This window comes from Streptomyces sp. UNOC14_S4 (genome assembly GCF_020740835.1).
Taxonomy (GTDB): Bacteria; Actinomycetota; Actinomycetes; order Streptomycetales; family Streptomycetaceae; genus Streptomyces.
This window is the reverse complement of record NZ_JAINFC010000002.1, coordinates 26,206-46,501: the sequence shown is the minus strand read 5'-3', so window position 1 is coordinate 46,501 and position 20,296 is coordinate 26,206. Positions and strand designations below refer to the sequence as shown.

Annotated in this window: 19 protein-coding genes; 9 read left to right on the top strand and 10 right to left on the bottom strand. The window is 66.4% G+C overall.

The annotated features are described in order from the left end of the window. Positions 1–19 precede the first annotated feature (19 nt). A complete protein-coding gene (locus tag K6I34_RS00570; RefSeq protein WP_229321977.1) occupies positions 20–556 on the top strand; it encodes an NUDIX domain-containing protein in 537 nt (178 codons plus the stop codon). Between the two features lie 17 nt (positions 557–573). Here K6I34_RS00570 and K6I34_RS00565 read toward each other — a convergent pair whose 3' ends face one another. The 8 genes from K6I34_RS00565 to K6I34_RS00530 all read right to left on the bottom strand — a co-directional run bounded on the left by K6I34_RS00565 (position 574) and on the right by K6I34_RS00530 (position 8,843). Continuing rightward, positions 574–1,752, bottom strand: coding sequence for a hypothetical protein (locus tag K6I34_RS00565; RefSeq protein WP_229321976.1), 1,179 nt, complete (start codon positions 1,750–1,752; stop codon positions 574–576). 181 nt (positions 1,753–1,933) lie between these two features. Beyond that, positions 1,934–2,578 carry a 2'-5' RNA ligase family protein gene (locus K6I34_RS00560; RefSeq protein ID WP_229321975.1) on the bottom strand — a complete coding sequence of 215 codons (645 nt, stop codon included), beginning with the start codon at positions 2,576–2,578 and terminating at the stop codon, positions 1,934–1,936. Positions 2,579–2,580: 2 nt separating this feature from the next. Continuing rightward, positions 2,581–3,231: a 2'-5' RNA ligase family protein gene (locus tag K6I34_RS00555; RefSeq protein ID WP_229321974.1), complete on the bottom strand. Its 651-nt coding sequence runs from the start codon at positions 3,229–3,231 to the stop codon at positions 2,581–2,583. After that, positions 3,228–4,142 carry an endonuclease/exonuclease/phosphatase family protein gene (locus tag K6I34_RS00550; RefSeq protein ID WP_229321973.1) on the bottom strand — a complete coding sequence of 305 codons (915 nt, stop codon included), beginning with the start codon at positions 4,140–4,142 and terminating at the stop codon, positions 3,228–3,230. The genes K6I34_RS00555 and K6I34_RS00550 overlap by 4 nt, the downstream gene beginning before the upstream one ends. A 98-nt stretch (positions 4,143–4,240) precedes the next feature. Next, entirely contained in the window at positions 4,241–5,650 is a 1,410-nt protein-coding gene (locus K6I34_RS00545) for a glutamine synthetase family protein (RefSeq protein WP_229321972.1), read from the bottom strand. Then, positions 5,650–7,155, bottom strand: coding sequence for an amino acid permease (locus tag K6I34_RS00540; protein WP_238487818.1), 1,506 nt, complete (start codon positions 7,153–7,155; stop codon positions 5,650–5,652). Before K6I34_RS00540 ends, K6I34_RS00545 begins: the two co-directional genes overlap by 1 nt. 95 nt (positions 7,156–7,250) lie before the next feature. Further along, positions 7,251–8,282, bottom strand: coding sequence for a hypothetical protein (locus tag K6I34_RS00535; protein ID WP_229321971.1), 1,032 nt, complete (start codon positions 8,280–8,282; stop codon positions 7,251–7,253). Positions 8,283–8,378: 96 nt separating this feature from the next. Then, the gene (locus tag K6I34_RS00530) at positions 8,379–8,843 is read right to left on the bottom strand and encodes a hypothetical protein (protein WP_229321970.1); all 465 of its coding nucleotides are present in this window, start codon (positions 8,841–8,843) and stop codon (positions 8,379–8,381) included. A 387-nt stretch (positions 8,844–9,230) separates the two neighbouring features. Between K6I34_RS00530 and K6I34_RS00525 the strand changes: the two genes are divergently transcribed. The 8 genes from K6I34_RS00525 (at position 9,231) to tyrS (ending at position 18,736) form a co-directional block, all read left to right on the top strand. After that, positions 9,231–10,607, top strand: coding sequence for a helix-turn-helix transcriptional regulator (locus K6I34_RS00525; RefSeq protein ID WP_308293945.1), 1,377 nt, complete (start codon positions 9,231–9,233; stop codon positions 10,605–10,607). Positions 10,608–10,623: 16 nt separating this feature from the next. Next, the gene (locus K6I34_RS00520; protein ID WP_229321969.1) at positions 10,624–11,346 is read left to right on the top strand and encodes a 2'-5' RNA ligase family protein; all 723 of its coding nucleotides are present in this window, start codon (positions 10,624–10,626) and stop codon (positions 11,344–11,346) included. Positions 11,347–11,857: 511 nt separating this feature from the next. Beyond that, on the top strand, positions 11,858–12,457 hold the full coding sequence (locus K6I34_RS00515; protein ID WP_229321968.1) for a DUF4254 domain-containing protein: 600 nt from the start codon (positions 11,858–11,860) through the stop codon (positions 12,455–12,457). Positions 12,458–12,497: 40 nt separating this feature from the next. Continuing rightward, positions 12,498–14,174 (top strand): pyridoxal-dependent decarboxylase, encoded by a 1,677-nt coding sequence (locus K6I34_RS00510; RefSeq protein ID WP_229321967.1) that lies wholly within the window; start codon positions 12,498–12,500, stop codon positions 14,172–14,174. Continuing rightward, positions 14,171–15,232, top strand: a complete 1,062-nt coding sequence (locus K6I34_RS00505; RefSeq protein WP_229321966.1) for a glycosyltransferase family 9 protein — start codon at positions 14,171–14,173, stop codon at positions 15,230–15,232. Before K6I34_RS00510 ends, K6I34_RS00505 begins: the two co-directional genes overlap by 4 nt. Further along, entirely contained in the window at positions 15,229–16,179 is a 951-nt protein-coding gene (locus K6I34_RS00500) for a phosphotransferase family protein (RefSeq protein WP_229321965.1), read from the top strand. The genes K6I34_RS00505 and K6I34_RS00500 overlap by 4 nt, the downstream gene beginning before the upstream one ends. A gap of 4 nt (positions 16,180–16,183) precedes the next feature. Continuing rightward, positions 16,184–17,326: a glycosyltransferase family 4 protein gene (locus K6I34_RS00495; protein WP_229321964.1), complete on the top strand. Its 1,143-nt coding sequence runs from the start codon at positions 16,184–16,186 to the stop codon at positions 17,324–17,326. Positions 17,327–17,467: 141 nt separating this feature from the next. After that, positions 17,468–18,736: a tyrosine--tRNA ligase gene (gene tyrS / locus K6I34_RS00490; protein WP_229321963.1), complete on the top strand. Its 1,269-nt coding sequence runs from the start codon at positions 17,468–17,470 to the stop codon at positions 18,734–18,736. 212 nt (positions 18,737–18,948) lie between these two features. Here the strand turns inward: tyrS and K6I34_RS00485 are convergent, their stop codons facing one another. Both K6I34_RS00485 and K6I34_RS38150 read right to left on the bottom strand, forming a co-directional pair. Continuing rightward, on the bottom strand, positions 18,949–19,608 hold the full coding sequence (locus tag K6I34_RS00485; protein ID WP_229321962.1) for an HAD family phosphatase: 660 nt from the start codon (positions 19,606–19,608) through the stop codon (positions 18,949–18,951). A gap of 80 nt (positions 19,609–19,688) precedes the next feature. Further along, a complete protein-coding gene (locus K6I34_RS38150; protein ID WP_275126938.1) occupies positions 19,689–20,216 on the bottom strand; it encodes a helix-turn-helix domain-containing protein in 528 nt (175 codons plus the stop codon). Positions 20,217–20,296 lie beyond the last annotated feature (80 nt).

The window sequence follows — 20,296 nt, the reverse complement described above, 5'->3', positions numbered from 1 at the left end:
AACGAGGGAGCCTGGCAGCATGGGATGGACACGCATGGGGACGCAGGTCCTGCACCGGGGAGCGTTCGTCACCCTGCACCGCGACGACGTGCTCCGGCCCGACGGCAGCCCGGGCGTGTACGACCACATTGCGGTCGCCGACGGCGTCCGGATCGTCGCGCTCGACGACAACAGTGACGTGGTGCTCGTGGAGGACGACTTCTATCTCCCACAGCGGCGCATGATCCACCTGCCCGGCGGTGGAACGGACGGCCAGGACCCCCGTACCGCGGCCCTGCGGGAACTGGAAGAAGAGACCGGGCTCATTGCGGACAACCTGCGCCCCCTGGGCATCGTCGACCCGCTACCCTCCACCACCAGGGCACGCACACACCTCTTCCTTGCCACCGGGCTGCGTCCCGGGCGGCAGGCCAGGGAGGACACGGAGATCGGGATGACCGTCCTCCGGTGGCCGCTGCACGAGGCCGTCGACGCGGTACGCGCCGGCCGGATCACCGATGCCCCCAGCGCCACCGCCCTCCTGCTCGCCCACCTCGTCGCAGCCCCTGGTCCCTGACCTGGGACCGTGTGCCGTCACGACGCTCGCAACAGGCGCTCGGCAAGCGCCTCCGCCTCCTTGCGGTCCAGCGCCAGCGAGCAAACGGGTTCCTCGTCGTGCAGATGCCGGGTGACCCTCACCTCCCACACCTCGGCACGGTCCTCCGCGCCACCGGGATAGTGCTCGGCCAGCTGGTACCAGTGCAGGACCGTCTGCACCGTCGCCCGGTGCGGCCGGGGGATGGCCTGCCGCCGGACGTCGAGATGGTGGTGCTGATGCGCGGCCCGGATCACCTGCCGCAGCTCCTCCGGAACGCTGTGCGGGTTGCTCGCCTGCTCGAGAAGGACGTCCAGGTCCTCGGCACACGTAGGGTGCGGGATCTGGGCCAGCCGGTCGTCCAGTCCGGTCGGCGGTCCGTTCTTCAGCGATCCCGGACTCCGCCGCGGCCACCGGTAATCGGTCGCCGGCGCCAGGTGCTCCGCGTCGACGCGTACGGTGCCCTGGACATCATCGAAGTCGACCACGTAGCCCGCGGGCCCGATCACCTGCTGCGCCGTGTCGTCGAACTCCCAGCCGACGTCGGACACATAGCCGGCCTGGCCCTCGAAGGGGCCGGCCGTTGCGCGGACGCGCTGGTGGATGTCGTATCCGCCGTTCGCGGCGCTGAGGGCGGCGGCGACGGCACTGGCGGCCCAGTGGGTGCAGATTTCGATGGCCGGGTCCGGAAGAGCAGTGGCGATGCCCCGGCTCATGCCCTCCCACCGCGCCTCCACCGCGGGCAGAAGCTCCTGGCCGAGGCCCCGCGATTGCTGGGGCATGCCGTCCGGCCGGGAGGTGCGACTACGGCGATGCAGGGGTGCGTCGGGATCCCAGGTCCTGTTCAACCAGCACCACCGCGCGACCACCGGATCCGCCGAGGCGCCCGGACCACCGGCAGAGCCCATGGCGGCGCCGGTGCCAGGAATGGTCTCCTCGACCAGCGTGATGACGCGCTCGTCGTCCCACAGCCACCACAGCACCGACGCCCACGGCACGTCGTCGACGTCGCGGCCGTCGCGCACATGGAGGGCGTAGAGGGTCACGGCGATGATGTCGCGGATCGCGACGTCGTCCCAGCAGTCCTCATCCACGCTGCCCAGGCGTGAGGCTGCCGTGTCCGTGGCCCGGCGAAGAGCCGCTTGCCACGGCCCGTCACCGGCCGTCGACTTCCTCATGCCCATCTCCTCTCGGCAGATGCACGACCCGGGAACGGAACTCCCGGATCACGGACGGGGACCCGAGCGGTACTGGCGCCCGGGCCTGGAACGCATCAGATCACGTGGGGTCGCCCGCAGTCTCGCGGATACGGCGAAGCACCTCCACCGCCGTTCCGCCCCTACGGCGGACGATGGCGGGTCATGCCGTCAGCGGGATCGCGGCGACCGGCGTCCAGGAGATCTCCCAGGCCGTGTTCCCGTCCTCGCGGGCGCGTTCACGGAACTGGACGTCCAGCAGGTGCACGCGGTTGACGTGGAAGACGGCGTGGCTGGGCGCGATACGCCGCAGGGCACTCTGGAGGGGATCGCTGTCGGCCGTACCCCAGCTATACCCGAGAGAGAGGTGATGTCGGCCTCCATCATGCTGGACCACCTCGGGGCCGCGGGCCTCGCGGAAGGCATCTCGGACCCGTCCTCGCAGGTCCTCCAAGGGGCCGTCGGGGGAGAGATCCAGCAGAGCGCCGGCCTTGTTGGCCACTGGGGAGCCGGCCGTCGCCCGGAACGGCGCCGCCCCGGTGAGATGCCGCTCCAGGACGTCGACCAGCACGGCGCGTTCGTCCGGGCCAATGTTGCCGGAGCTGGTGTCGGCGACCATCTCGACGGTGACGTGGAGCCGTGAATTGCCGAGCAGCGTGATCGGGAACGGCCGCATCGCCTCGCGGCAGGCCGATACGAGCTGCGCGAGATGCCGGTCGACCGTCAGGTCCGGGAGGAGGTAGGCGTGCAGGACGCGCATACCGTCGGCCCACGCGGCCCCCTGGAATTGCGGGATGAACTTCCTCATGGTCAGTGTCCTTCCCTTCGGGCGGCGGCCGGTACAGCGTCCGGCCGAGGGCCTTGGCCAAGTCGAGCTTCGGCGATCGGGGTCCAGGTGTACCGGTCGCGCCAGAGCTGCTGCTGGTCCACCAGGACCGCCCGGGTCACGGTCATCCGGGCCCGGGGCGGGCGGAGCTTGACCAGCGCCTCGGCGAGAGCGTCGGCATCCCAGTGGGCGCCGCTGTACGCCAGGCTCATGTGAGGCCAGAACCTCGAGTCCCGCGGAGACGGCAGCACACCGGTGCCCAGGACGCTTTCCGTGACCTGCCGCAGGGTCCGGTAGAGGGCGGAGATCTGCTCCTCAGGGTAGAGCGCGGCGATGACGCCGTTGTGGATGGCCTGGGCGGGGCCGACCTCGAGCTCGAACGGCGCAATGTCCCGCGCTGCCAACTGGGCGGCTGCAGCGACGGCGTCGGCCTGGCCGGGGGAGAGGGGGCCGATGGACTGGATCGTGGCATGCAGCCACTCGACGGGGACCGGGGCGAGCTCGCGATGGCGGCCGAGCAGCTCGGCATGGTCGCGGACGAAGGCGTGCACGGCCGGCTGGTCGTCGAAGAGCACGTGCCAGTGGGCGCGCCGTTCCCCTTCGGGCCAGTGGTGGGTCTCCCAGAAGTCCTTCACCCGGCCACCTCCGCGAGGGCTAGGTCCACGACGACGGGCAGGTGGTCGGATGCGGCGAGGGTGTCGGGCGTGCGGACGGTGCGGTGCGCCCGCAGGGCCGGGACGAGGTGGTCGGTGATGCGGATGGTGTCGATGCGCCGTGGCCCCCACCGGTCCGGGTCGCCCTGGCCGTCCGTCCAGTGCCCGGTGGTCGGCTCCCAGGGCACGTCGAGGACGGCGGCGGTATCGAGGAGGCCGCCCCGGCGCAGGACTTCGCTGGCCCGACGGTCGGCCTTCGGCGGCGCGGTGGGATCCTCCCGCCATTCGACTTGGTACTCGAGGTCGATGTGGTCCTGGGCGGTGTACGGATCGTCGTCGAAGAGGGTGCCGTCGGTGCGGTGGTCGGCACTGATCGCGTTCCAGTCGGCCCCGATGGCGCCCGGGACACCGGCGCGGAACGCGCTGGTGACGCGGCGGGCTTCGTTGTAGCGCCAGTCGGGGCGGAAGGGATCGGCGTGGAAGGACGCGAACTTCACCGGGGGGCCGCCGGCGTCGAGGACGAGCGTTGCCAGGCTGTGCCAGAAGTCGGGCGCCCCGTTATAGGCCCGCCACCCGCCGGGCACGGCGGTGAGGTCGGGGTGCCAGAGCAGGCCGGTGTGGAAGTGGTGCTGGCTGGAGGCCAGCGCGGGGCCGGCGGAGGTACCGGTGGTCGGGTCGGGCGCCGTGGTGCAGGTCAGACCGGTGTCGTCGGCCAGCTGCCACAGGACCTTGGCGCCGTCGTCGGGCTCGGCCCCGATGATCTCCTGGACGGCGAGAACGTGGACGCCCATGGTGCGGATGCTGCGCACCACCTGTTCGTAGCGGTTCCGCTCTTCCTGAGCCCTCGGTATGGCGAGCTTGTAAAGGTTGTAGGTACCGAAACGTACGTTCATGAAAGGCAGGTCCACCTTCGGTAGGTCAGAACTGCGGGATCTTAGGTGGGGCTGCCAGAATCTCGGTCCCGGCAGCCCGAACCACCGGGAAGTCGAGTTCAGGCTTTGTCGAACCACCTTCGAAGTTCGGCATCGGTGACGATGGTGCGGTGGGCATCGAGTTCGATCTGAGCAAGACGTGCGTAGTGCTCGACCACACCGGCGCCGAATGCTTTCTGCGCTACCGGGCTTTCGCGGAAGCCGTCGAGTGCTTCTTGGAGCGAGAGGGGGACGCTCCGTGCGTTGTCCGCCTGGTAGGCGTTGTCGGTGAACGGCGGCGGGGGCTGCATGTCGTGGTCGATGGCGTCCGTGATGGTAGCGATGGCGGCGGCGAGGGCAAGGTAGGGGTTGGCGTCCGCTCCCGGGAGGCGGATCTCGAGGTGTAGGCCGTCGCCCTGGCCGACGATCCGTACTGCGCAGGTGCGGTTGTCGAATCCCCATGTCAAGTGGGTCGGTGCGAACGACTCGTTGGTGAACCGTTTGTAGGAGTTGATGGTGGGCGCGTAGAGCGGAGCGAGGTCAGCCAGGGAGTCGACCAGCCCAGCAATGGCCTGGAGCGCGAGCGGGGAGAGAGTGTCGTCGACCGCGAGCGCTGAGCGGCTACCGCGCCACAAAGACAGGTGGAGGTGGAGGCCGTTGGCCAGGCCCGTCGCGGGAGCGGCCATGAAGGTCGGGGCCATTCTCGACCGTTGGGCGATGGAGCGTACAGCGTGCTTGAGGACCGTGTGTCCGTCGCAGGCGGCCAGAGCGTCCCCGTACGGGAAGGTGACTTCCACTTGACCGGGGGCGGACTCGGTCTTGATGGCTTCGACTGGCAGCCCGGCACCCTCTAACGCAGCTTGGAGTTGGCGCAGGAATCGGTCGAGGGCCGGGTTGTGGTCGAGGGCGTAGTCGAGGTTGTCGGTCGCCACGGGTTGGAGGTCCCGATAGCCGGTTTCGGCGGCTTGGGTGTAGCTGCCTTGGTAGAGGATGAACTCGGTCTCCAGACCGGCCTTGACGGTGAGCCCGCGGTCGGTCAGCCGTGCAAGCTGGTGGCGCAGCATCTGCCGTGGCGCCGCCTCGAGCGGCTGTCCTTGATGGTCCTGGGCATCGGCGTGCACCAGCACCGTGCGGGGCATCCACGGAAGCGCGCGGATGGTGGATAGGTCGGGCACGGCGCGCAGGTCCTGGTAGCCGCTGTCCCAGGAGGTCAGCGCGAAGCCGTCCGCCGGGGTCATGTCGACGTCAGTGGCCAGGATGTACGCGCACATGTCCGCATCCCCGGTGGCGATGCGCTCGACGAAGTGCCGTGCGCCGTAGCGTTTGCCCTTCAGACGGCCCTGAAGATCGGGGAGAGCGAGCAGCACGGTGTCCACCTGCCCAGACCGGACGTGCTTTCGGAGTCCGTCGATGGTGAGGCGCCCCGCGAGGCGGCTTGCCGCGGTCCGCTCGCGGGCGGCGGTGAAGCGGTTCGGCGTGGTGGTCTCCATCAGACGATCTCTTCCTCGAGTTCGGCGGTCTCGCGGGCGTTGCCGTAGGTGGGGGTCTCGTAGGAGCGGCGGCCGGCTACGTGCCACCAGATCGTGGCCAAGAGCAGGACGGCGGCTAGGGCGACGGGGGCGTAGTTGAAGGTGTCGGCTGTCACCGGGTAGCTCTGGGGGAGCAGGAAGAGCACGGTCACGAACGCTACCCAGAGCACGGCGATCCAGCCGACGAACGGGCCCCAGCTGCCCAGGGTCCAGGGGCCGGGGCGGAAGGTGCGGCGGTTGCGCAGGCGCAGGAAGATCGGGATGGCGTAGGCGGGGGTGATGCCGATAACGTTGATGGCCGTGACCGCGCCGTAGGCGGTGGAGCTGTACAGGGACGGGGCTGCGAGGACACCGGCGACGACGACGGACAGCCACACGGCGTGGACGGGTGTGCGGGTGCGGTCGGAGACCCGCCGCCACCACTGTGACCCCGGCAGGGCGCCGTCCCGGGAGAAGGCGAAGACCATCCGGGAACAGGCGGCGACCTCGGCGTTGCCGCAGAACAACTGCGCCACGATCACGATCAGCAGCAGCGCCTTCGCGCCGCCGGTGCCGAGTGCGTCCAGGAAGATCTGCGCCGGCGGCACGCCCGTGTCGGTGGACTGGGTGCCGCTGTAGTCCTGGATGGCGAAGGTGAGGCCCGCGAGGAGGACGCCGCCGGCGATCCAGGACCAGGTGATGGCACGGACGATGCCGCGGGCGGCGTTGATCTGGGCGCCGGTGGTCTCCTCCGACAGGTGGGCGGAGGCGTCGTAGCCGGAGAACGTGTACTGGGCGAGCAGTAGGCCGATGAGGACGACGTACCAGTGCGAGTTCCAGCCGGTGTCGTTGACGAACTTCCCGAACACGAACGATGCCGACTGGTGGTGGGAGGGCACGGCCCACAGCACGCCGACGATGACGGCGACGCCGGTGATGTGCCACCAGACGCTGATGGAGTTGAGGACGCTGACCAGGCGGACGCCGAAGAGGTTGAGCAGGCCGTGCAGGAGCAGGATGCACAGGTAGATGACCATGGTCTTGCCGGGCGTCGGCTCGAAGCCCCATTGCAGGTTGGCGAAGGCGCCGGTGAACAGCGCGGCTCCGTAGTCGATGCCGGCGATGGCCCCGAGCAGGCCGAGCAGGTTGAGCCAGCCGGTGTACCAGCCCCACCGCTTCGAGCCGAGCTGATCCGCCATGTAGTACAAGGCGCCCGAGGTCGGGTACGCGCTGGTGACCTCGGCCAGGCCCGCGCCGACGAACATGACCATGATGCCGACCGCGATCCAGCCCCACATCATCACCGCGGGACCGCCCGTGTTCAGCCCGAAGCCGTACAGCGTCATGCAGCCGGACAGGACGGAGATGACCGAGAAGCTGATGGCGAAGTTGCCGAACGGACCCATGCGCCGCGTGAGCACCGGCTTGTACCCCAGCGTGCGCAGCAATTCGTCGTCGTGCAGGCCCTGCGACTGCCGGTCGACCAAGCGGAGCCGGCGGTTGCGGATGGACACGAAAATCCTCCCCAAGATGAGCGAAACGGCGCAACACGCACAGGGCTGGCTGCGCCCATGACAACTGATCAGCTCGACGCTTCCGCCGCGTGCAAGCACTGACTCCGAGCACGCACGAACGCGGCCTCGGCCAACTCCGGACGACGGGGATCGTCGGCGACGTAGACCCACGGTTGCAAGGACCCGTAGGGTCCCAGAGCTTCGAATACCGGCGCCGCCTCGACGTACTGGTGGGCAGCCCACAATGCGAAAGCCAAGTGAGAAAGGTCGGCCACCGACCGCCTCAGCGGATCTGAGTGTGGGACTACGGCGAACCAGTGATGGAACGCCTTGAGAGCATCGCCGCGAGCAGGGTCTTCGGCCCACTGCCGGCGAAGGAGCGGATCCTCTCGTCCTTTGCGGCGCGCCTGGTCCAGCTGCTGGCGGTAGGACTCGGCATAGGCGTACAGAGGAAGCGCGAGCAGCGCCGACCCGAAGGGGGCCCAGGAGGCGACCCACCGTCCGTAGTCGACCGCCGAAGCCGAGGCCGCGGCGCCGGTGATGCAGCCGTTGAAGAATTCGAACATGCGGTGGAACGCTTCACGGGGCTGCTGGTCACGGTCCCAGACCCGTCGGAGGAGGCCCCAGGGGCCGGGTGGAAGCATGTACTCCCACGGCTGGACGCGGTGCTCGGCTCGCTGCTGGTGTTCATCAAGAGGGGCCAGGGCGAGCAGGCACACCCATGGCACCGGGTCGGCCGGCACAGCCTCGGCTGCGACTAAACATGCCTGGCGTGCCACGGTCTCAAGATCGTGGGCGCCGTAGTAGCGCTTTCGGTGCGCGCGGCGCGCTCGCTGGACCAGCACGCGCGCCCACATCACACGCGCATCGAGGTTGTTCCGCTCCTCCTCCGACCACGCTTCCACCGTCGTCGTCCCGGCCGCCACCACGCCCAGCACCTGCGTGCGCGTGGTCCGCAGTGCCCAGTCAGTGTCCGTCTGGGCGAGCAGGTTCCGCATCGCAACCCACCGCCCGGCTCGCACCTCCTCCACCGCCACGCGCAGGGCATCGTCAAACCCGGCCGGGTGGTAAACCGGGCGGAACTCGTACGAGCCGGTCATTGCGTGCTCACCTCTCATGGGACACCTCTGCGTCAGGGGTTCGGCGAAGTCCGTTGTCGCTGTCGGCCGCGCAGTGGTGAGCAACGGCAGGCTCCATCAATCCCGGTACGCCTCATCGTGGTTGCCCGATAGGTCCAGTTGGAGTAGATCCATGGCGGCGATCGCTGCGGCCGTTGCCTGAAGGAGGCCCTCAACGCCCCAGTGGAGCACTGCGGGAACGTTGCTGATCGGGCTGAGCAATCTCCGGTACCGAGGGCTCGTGCTCGCATCGGCGTCGAGCGGGTGAAAGGCGGTCACATGTGCCGCCATCCTGAGTTCGGCATACGGCGGTGTGCCGTTGCGCTCGTCAACCCTCTGGTAGCCCAGGTAGATCGGTTCAGTGATCGAGATCCGCCATTGTTCCCGGCAGCCACGCATGAGGGCCTTGTCTGCATCGCCCACAGCCGGGTCGGGCGCGCACCCAGGAAGTTCGCAGCGGTCCGTCATCTCTCGTAGCAGGACCCGGCCGGAATCATCGAAGCAAAAGCCGCTTACACGGCGAATCGGAATGCTATCGGGCATAAGGCCGGGTATCCATGTATATCTCGGTGGGACCACCTACTTCTCCTTCTTGACGCGCTGGTGGCCGCGGCTGTCGCCAGTTCGTGTTCGTCGAGACGTCAGGCATCACCTCACCGGGCGGGCGGTGTCGTCTCTCGTGCGGGAACCGGGGCCGCAGTCTGGCCGTGGCCGTGACCGAGCCCAAGACTCTTCGCAAGAGCGTTCATGCGCACATCTCTTCGGTGATATCACTGGTGTAATTCAGGTTCCATCAAGGGCCGTTGAGGCTGCGCATCCTCTGGGGAGGCCACCAAGGTGTCGGTGCATGCGAAACGCCGTTGCGACGACTGTGGTTGCCCGTTGAGCCAGTACAACCCTGAGCGTCTGTGCGCGGCGTGTACTCGGACTGTGTGCCCTCCACAGCACGTGCCTGCTGCCGTGCCCGATAGGGTTTGGCGCGACGAAGAGGTCCGTGAAGCGTTGACTGCTTGGGACTTTGGCCGAGTAAGCCGCCTTGTCAGACGGCGGGGATCCCTTCGACAGGAGGACCTCGCGCACCTCACCGGTCTTAGCCAGGCGTACCTCTCGATGCTGGAGTCCGGTACCCGCACGCTGACGCACATTGACAAGATCGTCCAGTTCCTCTCAGGGCTGGGCGCGCCGGCTGAGCTCGTTCCGCTGCCGCTCCCACGGCAGTCGGCGCAGTCGGCAGATCGAGGGCGGCACACCTCGTCCGACTACCAGCTCGCCCCGGGCCAGCGGACACCTGCATGGGAGAGTCCGCTCGATATCGCTAAAAGGCTGAATGCCACCACGTCCACCAACGTCGATCCGGCTACGGTCTCGGTGCTGGAACAGGGCGTGGTCGACCTGGTCGATCGGTATGAGGCTGAAGGTCCCCACCGGCTCGCCCCCGAAGCGGTCGATCTGCGCAACTTCGTTCAGGGGCGGCTGGACGGGCACCAGCCGCCGCGCCAGCGCGCTGCCCTGTTTCGAGTGGCAGCTCAAGCCTCCGCTCTCCTCGGCTACATGGCCGTCAACGCTGGTCGCGAATCGGTAGCGGAGGCGTACTGCAAGGAAGCAGAGGGGCTGGCGAAGGAGATCACCGACCTTGAGCTGCTCATGTGGATCCATGGCACGCGATCACTCAATGCCTACTACGCTGGCCGCTACGACCACGCTGTGCAGTGGGCGGAGGCGGGCCTGGCAATCGCACCGGAGAACCCGCAGGCCATTCGGCTCCAGTCGAATGGGCGCGCGCGAGCGCTCGGCAAGCTCGGCGATCGGTCTGGAGCGATCCATGCGATTGCCGTCGCCGAGGAACTCAGTGCTCGTCATTCGGCCCCAGCGGGGCTGACGTCGTGCATCTCTTTCGAACCGTATGGCAGTGCCCGCACGCTGGCGAACGCCGCGACTGTCCATGTCGCCCTTGCTGATGCGCCCCGGGTCCTCGCCTACGCGGAGCAGATCGACGAGCTGGTGGAGCAGTCCGACTCCGCGTGGAGTCAAGCCCTGGTCCGTCTGGACGTCGCGACCGCGCTGCTGACCGGCCCCGAAGCGGACGTCGAGCAGGCGATGGCCCTTGGCCGCCAGGTCCTTGAAGCTGGTGGTGGCCCACCGATCCGATCTGTGATTCAGCGAGCCGGTGACCTGTTTGCTGGGGCTACGGTTTGGCAGAATGTGCCGGCCGTGCGGGAGTACGAAGAAGCACTCCGGGCATGGCAGTCTGCTCCGCAGGCGAAGGAGCTTGCGAGGTCTGGCAGGATGGCTCGACCAACCGTGTAGACGAGAGGTGCGCTGGATGCAGCTCGTGGCCGATCCTGGTGTCTTTCCTCCCATCCCTCCGAGCAACCTGGATGACGCGTCGGCCATCGTCGCGCACGAGTGGGCGGCTTTCGGCCAGGTTGAAGAGATGAAGAACCACTGGGACCGTCCCGGATGGACTCCTGACACCCGCGCCTATTACTGGATGCTCACTTTCCCCGACGCTCCAGCACTCATCGATCATGCTCGTCATTGTCAAAGCGCGCTGCGTCACCTGGGTTTGGATGACATCAAAGAAGACGGACTGCATTTGACACTCGGGCGCATCGGTCGTGTTGGCGAGATCTCCCAAGAGCAACTGGACGCCCTGGCCGCCGCTGTTTCGATTCGTACACCCGAAGCGTTTACCCTCCATGCGATTCCACTCACTGCCTCGCGCGGCGCGGTTCGCTACAGTGTGGCGCCCTGGACTCCCATTCTCCATCTCCACGCAGTCCTCGCTGCCGCTGGCACAAGTTTGGGGCTGCCACTGCGTCAGCCGACGTCGGTACTCCGCCCGCATCTCGGCATTGCCTACTGCAACCGCCGCTTGTCCGCGCGAACAGTCCGTGACGCTGTCCGCCCACTGCGAGATCTTGCCGTGGCGGAGGTTCCTGTCCAACATGTGCGGCTCGTTGAACTTCGCCGCGAGGGTCATAGTTATCAGTGGGAGACTATCCACGCGCTCGCACTTCGGTGGACTGAGGCTTCGGTCGGCTGAATTACCTGCCATCGATGCCAATGGCAGGCCCGGTGCGGGACGAGTCCCTGCTGTGGGTCACCTGGGCGACTTCAGCTCTCGCCATGGCAGCGAGGCGGGAGCGCCCCAACATCGGACGGCGGAATCATCGGTGGGCTGACACCTTCGATGGGGTGCCGTATTGCGTGAGTGATATTACCGATGTGATGTGCCAACTCCAGGCGAGGGCAGCATAGTTGGAGACGCAAAATCAGCCTCGTCGCGGGAGCGGCGAGGCTCCTTGCAGCTCGTGTCGGGCTGAGCGCCAGCGTCTGGCCGAGATGACATCGGGGGTGCTAGTGAGGGCTGGCCGGCGATCACCTGCGGAGGTCAAACGGCCGCTCTGGTTGCCTTGCCCTGCGCTTCATGGACCAGGAGGCCGTGGAGTAGCGCGTGCGTCTCTCTCTGCCACCCTCCGATCGCGCTCGAGGACGTTTTCAGTGACGGTCAGCAGAAGCCTTCCTAACAGGATTCCGAAAGGGGATCACCGCTGATGACCAAGATGTCCGCTCAGTTGGGGTTATACAAAAGTGAATTCGGTGGCGATTCGCGCGCTGCAATGATTGCGGGCGCATCCTGCTTGGACACCGCAGACGGGCAACGTGGATGGCACGAGGGTGCTCTCGTCGGCATGCCGCCTTCTTGCTCGCCGGAGTTGTTGCGGCCTCTGAACCGGCTGCACGCGGTCAACAGTCGGCAGTGGGACGACGAGGATCGGGTGCGGCAGGCTGGGGACGGTGAGATTCCGGCCATTAAGCGCGAGATCGACGAACTCAACAGTCTTCGCCATGCGCTCATCGAGCGGGTTGATCGAATCTTGGATGAGGTGTGGAGCGCGAACGAGGACGTTCCTCCCCTTACGGAGTCGATCGGCTCGGCGCTAGACCGACTCTCGGTGCAAACGCTCCGGATCGCGCATACCAAGCGACGGCTTGGGGATGACGCCTGCGCTGCGGAGCGCGTCGCGATTTTGTGTCGTCAGCGCGACGATCTGGTGTGGTCAATCGTAGTCGCCTGCGAGGATCTCGCGTCCGGTCGACGACGCACACCCCGACCTGAGCGCATGAAGCTCTACGGGAAGTCCGGTCGTTGAGCGCTTGTCGCATTGCCCCTTCGAGGCGCTGGGATCCGCGATGACAACTGATGGAAATGAAGATGCGTTCAGTCGCTGGCGCGATGGCCTGTTCCTGCGTCCCGACGGGGGAAATGCCGATGTGCTTGTTGAACTCATCCGTTGTGCCCTCGATGAGGCGTTGAGCCACCAGGGCGAAGGGCCCGTGTATCCACGACTCGGACAGGAGGATGGGGCCTCACCAATAGGTGATGGACGACTGTCCGAGAGTCCTGTCGCTGCGGAGGAAGTTCTCAGCCAATTGCGGTGGTGGCTCGCTGGATCGGTCAAGGTGCATCACCAGATGTTCGCCAAGAACATCGTTCCGCCGCCGTCATTCGTCAATTTGGCGGCGCTGTCCGCGGTGTCGTTGTTCATGCCGAACGGCGTCACCGGGGAGGACGCTGCGGAGACCCTTTCCGCTGAGCTGTCCTGTTCTCGGGCGCTGGCGCGGATGGCGGGGTACGACCCGGATCAGGCAGGCGGCCTGTTCACCTTCGGAGGCACGGCGACCAACTTGTACGCGATCAACGTCGGTATCTCCAAAGCTCAGCCCGACCATGCCGAGCGTGGGATCGAGCCAGGGATGGCCGTCGTCGGTTCCTGGCCGGCGCACTACTCGCAGAAGTCCGCGTGCGCGTGGCTTGGGATCGGTACCCGAAACTACATATCCGCTTCATCGCTGCCCGACCAGACTACGGATTTGGAGTCGATGGAAGCGGCCTGTCGGGACGTGCTGGCACGCGGCCACCGACTCGCATGCATCATGGGCGCAGGCGGGACGACCTCCAATATGGCTGTTGATGACTTCTCCGAGATCGCTGTGATGCGTGATCGACTGGTCGCCGACTATGGGTTGGATTACACGCCCCATGTGCACGCAGACACGGTTATCGGATGGGCCTACCTGTGCTTCATCGATTACGACCTGCAGCGCAATCCCCTCGGCTTCAGTCCACCTGTGGTGGCCAAGCTGTCACGGCTTGTGGAGCGCCTGAGAACGGTGCGGCACGCCGACTCGTTCGGAACGGATTTCCACAAGACCGGCTTCGCACCGTATACGTCCAGCATGATCGTCATGCGAGACGGGCGAGACTTCTCGCGGTTACGCCGCGACGGCGGAATAATGACTCCGTTGTTCCATGACAAGGACGCCTACAACCCGGGGACCTTCACGCTGGAGACGTCCAGGTCGGCGGCGAACATGGTGGCGACCTGGGTTGGCCTGCAGGCATTGGGCAAGCAGGGGATGCGGCAATTGCTTGGTCACGCGCTCGAGACAGCTGAAGCCCTCCGGCGCCACATCGATTCCTTGGCAGGTCGCGACGCGATAGCCGTCAACCGACACTCGTACGGCCCGGACGTGTTCGTGCGCTGTTACCCGCCGGATGAGCCGACCGCTGTTGATGAGGACTTCGGCGACACTAGCTCGGTGCGCCGGATAAACCAGTACACATCCGACCTGTTCGCATGGCTATCACGTCAACGTCTCCCGGACGCTGAACAGATCGCGGTGAGCAAGACCTCGGCGGCGTTCTACACGGTGGCCGGCGAGCCAGTCGTGGCTCTGCGGGTGTACTCCCTCAATCCGTACTTCTCCGATGCTCGCGCCAGAGAGCTGGTCGTGCGCCTTCTCAGGGGCAAGCGGCGGTTCGACGCGACGTACATGGATGCAGACCTGAATGAGGGGGGCCGATGATCCGATCGTCGCTGAGCGGCGGAGAAGAGCTGCCGACGCGCTTCGCCGCCGCTGATCTTCCCGTCCGTGACTGTGTCGAGTTGGCGGCTGGTCTGGCCTCATACGCCCGAAGACACGGGATAGCTCGAGTCGAGGTGAGCGGACCGCCGGCGATCGGTGACCTTATTGAGGAGTTCGGCTTCGACGAGGTGCGCTTTGTCGATGCCCACCAAGGACCCGCAGTGGACATTGCGGCGGTTCCCCGGACTTGGCGCTGTGGGCAACGTGGGCTGCGTTGCCTGAGCGACCAGCTCGTCGGCGCGGCAAAAGTTCCGCCAGCGGCGGACGCGACGCTATCAACGCTCGCCGAAGGATCCGTGATGCAGTTTGCCCGGCACAACCGTCTCGGCGATGCGCTGGGCATCGTAACTGGCCTGGAGCACTACTGTCGCGACAACTCCGTGGCGTCAGCTGCCGTCACCGGTTCGCCCATACTCGCCGAAGTCGTCGAGGTGCTCGCCTGCGAGCGGGTGAGCTATGTCCCCTCACCCAGCGAGGCGATAGCCGGCGACGCGCTCTTCGCTCGATCTTCATGGAGCGTCCCCTGGCTTGACCGGTTCAACCACGCCGTCACCGACGCCTTTGGGGGGCGAGCCCGCCACCGAGTGCCGCCCCTGCCTCTCCGCCAGGTGCCGACGCCGAGCGGCCAAGAGGATGTGGTGTATTGCCAACTCGATGCGCGTTCGAGCACCGCGCCACCGCGTGACTTCGCCCGGCGACTTCTGAGCCAGGTGGCGGCAAACAGCGAAGTGCGAGTTCTCGGCGGTCCCGATACCCAGGCGTACCTCGGTCAAGACCTGACCTACGTCCGGGCTGAGCTTCACGAGATGGTCGCCCGCCTACTGTCGTGCCGCTTCTTTGTGGGGTGTGACAGCGGCCTGGGCCACCTCGCGGGTTGCCTCGGCGTGCCTGGCCTGATCGTCAGCACCGACGACTTCGAGACGACCTGGGCATTCTTTCGAGGCTACGCCAGCCTCAGCGTCATCCCGCTCTCGGCAGCGGAGGTGCTCCTGCCATGAAGCCTCCGACAGAGCAGGCAGTCCTGCAGGCGACCAGCCGTTGCTTGCGCGAAGAGGCCGTGACCGCGCACCGAATCCCGACGGGCCGCAGTCACTTCGTGTTCACGGTGGAGCTGGCGTCCGGTGAGTGCCTCATTGCGCGGATCACGCGGCATGACCGCGCCGAGTGCTTCGCGGGATTCGCCTACTGGCGGCGCCAGCTGGCTGGGGTAGGAGTGCCCGTTCCCCGCGTACTGTCGATGGACCTGAGCGGGACGGTACTGCCCTGGCCGATCATGTTTCTTGAGAAAGCCCCAGGGAACGATCTCTGCAACGTCTACGCCGACCTTACGGCCGCTGAGAAGCGCAGTGTTGCCGACGATCTGCTCGGTATCCAACACCGCGTGCGGGGCCTTCCGCGCGGCCCCGGGTACGGCGGTGTCGCCAGTTACGGAGATCTTCGTTGCCACCCGTGCTGGTCGGACGTGCTGTGGGAGTACTTCACCGGCGCGATCGATCAACTCACGCCCCTGCAGCGGCAGGCACCAGCCATCGGGCAAATCCGCAGAACCATCCGTGAGCTACGTCCCGAACTCGATAGCATCAGCCCGCTGCCCTATCTGATCGACGCGACCCACCAGAACGTGTTGGTGGACGGCGGGAGAGTCACGGCGATCGTCGACCTGGACGAGCTCGGTTTCGGTGACGCTCTGTACCCGCTCGGTGTTGCTCGCGCTGGCCTTCTGGCCCGTGGACCGGAGGCCGACTGCATAGAGCAGGTCGCGGCGCCGTTGTGCGTTGGTCCAAATCGGCAGCGCATATTCGACCTGTACTCAGCGATCGCGTGCCTCAAAATGCTCGCTTCCAGTCCCCTCAGCGTCGCTGGCCCGCCCGCGGCGTACAGCCAGATCGGCGCCCGACTCCAGACTCTGCTCGATGTCTTCGCCGCCGCGGCCTACAAGGAGTGAAGCCATGCCCGGAATCGTCTTTGTGAGTATCGACGACTTCACCCGCGAGGGCTTCACCAACGGCCTGTTCCTGCAGGTTCGCGAGCTACTGCAACGTGTAGTCGCCCGAGGGCTCCCGGCCAGCCTTGCTTGTATCGCCCAACGCAGGAACCCCGGAACCGAGCGCAGGACTCGAATAGTCCAGGGTTGCACTGTCAACGAAGCTTTCATACGTGCCCCGGGGGAGGCGAGCGCGTACCGGCAGGCTCTTCGAGATCTCCTGAGGGACCTGGACCCCGACGTGATCCTGCTCAATTCGTGCGCAGTCCGCCTCAACGACGCACACCATGCTGTGTTGGATGAAAGCCTTGCCAGCGGACGGCATGTAGCCGTGCTCGTGACCGACCAGCTGTTCCCCACGAGCAGCGATCATCCCGCTGACGAGGCCCGGTGTTACTACAACCTGATGCAGCAGGCCAGCGTGCACGCGGTCAGCCAGACCATCGCCGACGCCTTCCACAGTCAGGTCGGTGTGCCGGCGCGGGTTCTCCCTAATCTTCTACCCGAGCGACGAGTGAGTCCGGCACCTGCGGGCACGGAGGGTCGGTGCCTGACATTGATCAACCACCACCCCATCAAGGGCCGGCGCGTCTGGGACGCGCTCATTCGTCAGCGCCCCAGCGACGCTTACCTTGTCAAGGAGACCTGGCGCGATGTTCCGCTGTACGTGCCGCCCTCACCGAACGTCCAGGTGATCCCCTTCACGCCGGCGCCCACCACGATCTACAACTGCACCAGGATTCTGCTGGTGCCATCGCTGGGCCCGGAAGGTCTCGCACGAGTCACGCTTGAGGCAATGGAGTCTGGAGTGCCCGTCATAGCTCATCGGATAGGCAGCCTGCCCGAACTCGGAAACGCCGCGATGTTCGTCACCCCGCCGCCGATCGTCAGGTATGAGCTCGAGGGCAACGTGCTCTACCCCGTGGTTTCTCCGAACGACGTCGAGCGGGCCGCGCGGGATTTTGGTCAGGCGATCGATGCGATCGATCATGACCCGACGCTCAGAGCTCGATTCGTGGCCAGTGGCAGAGCGCTCGTGCGCGACTACCGCAGTCACAGCGAAGCTATCGTCGACCAGCTGCTCGACACATGGTTCGGGACGATGTGATCCAGCGCACTCGGGTGCGGAGTGATCTTGCCTGCTCCCTGCCGCGTGCAGGCCGCTGACCAGCACAAACACAGAAGTCCGGCTGAGGGGACTACACTGGCCGCCGCACTTATAACACACGACGCAAGGAGACACAGGACTGTGACGGCCATCGTCGATGAGCTCCGGTGGCGTGGGCTGATCGCCCATGTGACGGACGAGGACGCACTGCGCAAGGCTCTCGCGGATGGCCCGGTCACGTACTATTGCGGCTTTGACCCGACCGCGGCCAGTCTGCACGTCGGCCACCTGGTCCAGGTTCTCACTCTCCGCCGGCTGCAGCAGGCCGGGCACCGGCCGCTGGCACTCGTGGGCGGCGCGACCGGCCACATTGGCGACCCGCGGCCGACCGCCGAGCGCACCCTGAACGACCCGGAGATCATCGCCCAGTGGGTGACCCGGCTGCGTGCGCAGATCGAGCCGTACCTCTCCTTCGAGGGCGACAACGCGGCGACCATGGTCAACAACCTGGACTGGACCGGGGGCATGACCGTGATCGAGTTCCTGCGGGACATCGGCAAGCACTTCCGGGTGAACAAGATGCTCACCAAGGACTCGGTCGCCCAGCGCCTGGCGTCCGATCAGGGCATCAGCTTCACGGAGTTCAGCTACCAGTTGCTTCAGGGCATGGACTTCCTGGAGCTTTACCGGCGGTACGGCTGCACCCTCCAGACGGGCGGCAGCGACCAGTGGGGCAACCTCACGGCCGGCCTGGATCTGATCCACCGCCGGGAGCCGCACGCCGAGGTGCACGCGCTCGCGACGCCACTGCTGACGAAGGCGGACGGCACCAAGTTCGGCAAGACGGAGACTGGCACGCTCTGGCTCGACCCGGAGATGACCACGCCGTACGCGTTCTACCAGTTCTGGCTGAACACGGACGACCAGGACATCTCGCGGTACATGCGCATCCTCTCCTTCAAGTCCCGAGCGGAGCTCGAGGAGTTGGAGAAGGTGACTGAGGAGCGGCCGCAAGCTCGTACCGCGCAGCGTGCGCTTGCCGAGGAACTGACCACGCTGGTGCACGGCGCCGACCAGTGCGCCGCCGTGATCGCCGCGTCGAAGGCGCTGTTCGGGCAGGGGGAGCTCGTCGAACTCGACGAGTCGACACTGGCCGCCGCGCTCTCCGAGCTCCCGAACGCCAAAGTGAGCGAGCTCGGCCAGGTCACGGATCTGTTCGCGGAGGTTGGGCTGGTGGCGAGCAAGTCGGCTGCCCGCCGCACTGTGAAGGAGGGCGGCGCCTACGTGAACAATGTAAAGGTGACGGCCGAGGACGCGGTGGCCACGACCGACCAGCTGCTGCACGGACGCTGGCTGGTGCTGCGCAGGGGCAAGAAGAACCTGGCGGCGATCGAGGTCACCGGAGCCTGAAGCAGCCCCGAGGGTGGAAGCCCAGCCGTAAGCGGGAGGAGTACTTCCGGCTTACGGCTGGGCTATGCCGTCGTCACAGCAAGATCATAGGAAGCCACAATCCACGCTGCTGCCAGCGAGCTGATGGTCTCCGCCGACATCGTTGGCTCGGACCTGCTGGTCTGCGTGGTGCGCATGCCTTCCGAGGCGACGGGCGGGAAAGCCGCGGAGGTTCAGTGGGATGCGGTGGCCAGTAGCCTGGGCAAGTCGCGCATGTCGTCGAACAGCGTGGTGCCTGGCCCTTCCAGCCGCGAAGCTGGAGTGAGACCGCCGCAGTAGCCGAAGGCCCTCATGCCGGCGGAGCGGGCTGCCTGAACTCCGTATGCGCTGTCCTCGATCACCGCGCACCGCCCGGGCTCCACGCCCATGGAGCGAGCGGCGTGCAGGAAGAGGTCGGGGGCTGGCTTGCCTCGGGAGACGTCGGCTGCGCTGAAGATGCGCCCTTCGAAGTGGTCGCTCAGCGCGACGATCTCCAGGTTTCTCCTGAGATCGGCATGGTCGGTGTTCGACGCGACACAGACGGGTATGGCGAGGCCGTTCAGGGCTTCTGCGACGCCATCGACAGCAGTCAGTTCCGCATCGAGGGCCGCCCGGTATAGATGCTCGTATTGCCGCAGCCAGTCCTTCTCCAAGCGCCGCCCCAGCTGTTCCTCCACGGCAGCCGTGTAGACCTCGGTGGACGAGCCGACGAACTTCTCGATGATCTCCTCCTCGGTGAACGTGCACCCCAGGTCAGCTGTGATCACCACGTCCACTTTGACGCATATCCGCTCGCTGTCCACCAGCACGCCGTCACAGTCGAAGATCGCTAGCTCAACAGGGTTCCGCGCCATGATCGGGAGTGTAGAACTCTGGTGACAGCCTCGTTGCGCGCACCGCGGCTTTGCGTGGCCGATGATGTTGCTCACCGTGTTCAGCCCACCCCGGGTAGGGAACCTTCGGTCAGCAGCCCCGTGGGTGGCAGCGACTGTCGCGACGTCGTCGGCCTGCTGTGTGCGTTTTGATGCACGACCTCGTCTTCTGCCGACGTGCGAAGCATGGGGCCGGTGAGTTCCATCGGCGCTTGCAGTCCGTCGAGTAGCTGGACGATCTTGTCGATGTTCGTGAGCCGACGCGCGCCTGCCTCGAGCATCGACAGGAACGCCTGGCTCAGCCCGGTCAGTGCGGCCACGTCTTCCTGTCGAAGCGCGCCGTGCTCGCGAACGAGCAGACAGAGGTGCCCGAAGTTCCGCTTTATAAGGGCGTGTTGGACGTCCGGTAACTGCCAGACGTGCGTGAGAACGAGAGGTCGGGCGAACTGCGCGTCGTGCAGGTGAGGGAGGCATCCGTTGCAGTAGTTCTCCCGGTTATACCTGCTCAAGCGGCACTCACATCGACGGCAGAGCCGCACTCTTTCTGCCACTGGAAACACCTTGGTGGCTGGTAGCGTCCGCACAGTCATCTGCTCCTTCGAGAAGCGATCATGGGGCGAGCCGGCGCGTGCTCCGGCTCGGCAGCGCTGGACACCACGGCGCTTCCGCC